Raw genomic sequence first — 862 nt, 5'->3', positions numbered from 1 at the left:
CAGGCGGCAGGCGGCAGGCGGCAGGCGGCAGGCGGCAGGCGGCAGGCGGCAGGCGGCAGGCGGCAGGCGGCAGGCGGCACGAGTGTCCCGGAGGACGTCCGGGAAGAGCCGTGTCACACGGGTGCATGAAGGCGGTGACAGAGGTCACTCGCTTTTCGTGTGCACGGATTGGCCGATTCCGTCGTCTCATCCAGTAGCCGATCCGATCCGCCCCGGTAGCCTGTCCAGCCGTCACGAGGGAGCAAGGCGTTGTCCACCGTCATCGAGCAGACCGTCGAGGCCCGTCTCGTCGCCGCCGCGCCGCGGATGCCGAGCATTCCCGCCACCCTGCACTACGACCGCGACGATCCGTTCGCCGTCCACATGACCTTCCCCGCGCCCGCCACCCTGGAGGGCGTCGAGGTCTGCTGGACCTTCGCCCGCGACCTGCTCGCCGCGGGGATGCAGGAACCCGAGGGCGACGGCGACGTACGGGTCCGGCCGTACGGCTACGACCGCACCGTGCTGGAGTTCCACGCCCCCGAGGGGACCGCCGTCGTGCACGTCCGCTCGGGCGAGCTGCGCCGGTTCCTGGAGGCCACCGGCGAGCTGGTGCCGACGGGTCTGGAGCACCTCCGGCTCGACCTGGACCACGATCTCGCGGAGCTGATGCGCGACGCGTGACGTGTCCGGCTAACGCCCTCCGCTCATCAGTGCGTTGAGCGTGCCGTATGCCAGCCCGCCGGTCTGCGCGTCGTACGTCCCCGTGTCGAGCAGCTCCCGCGCGGCGCGGCGGACCAGGGCGTGCGCGGCCTGGGCGATGCCGGAGCCGACGCTCACGCGGGCGACGCCCAGGGCGGCCAGCTCGCCGACCGGCGGGGCG

At 73.1% G+C, this 862-nt stretch carries 1 protein-coding gene and 1 pseudogene; one reads left to right on the top strand and one right to left on the bottom strand.

The window, feature by feature from the left end; translation table 11 throughout:
- Window positions 1–249 precede the first annotated feature (249 nt).
- On the top strand, window positions 250–663 hold the full coding sequence (locus B7767_RS36800; protein ID WP_085575809.1) for an SsgA family sporulation/cell division regulator: 414 nt from the start codon (window positions 250–252) through the stop codon (window positions 661–663).
- Window positions 664–672: 9 nt separating this feature from the next.
- Here the strand turns inward: B7767_RS36800 and B7767_RS36795 are convergent.
- A pseudogene (locus B7767_RS36795) lies at window positions 673–862 on the bottom strand (isocitrate lyase/phosphoenolpyruvate mutase family protein); the annotation flags it as partial.

Source organism: Streptomyces sp. 13-12-16 (assembly GCF_002114215.1).
Lineage (GTDB): Bacteria > Actinomycetota > Actinomycetes > Streptomycetales > Streptomycetaceae > Streptomyces.
The sequence above is the reverse complement of the archived record's forward strand: the minus strand, read 5'-3'. Positions and strand labels throughout refer to the sequence as shown.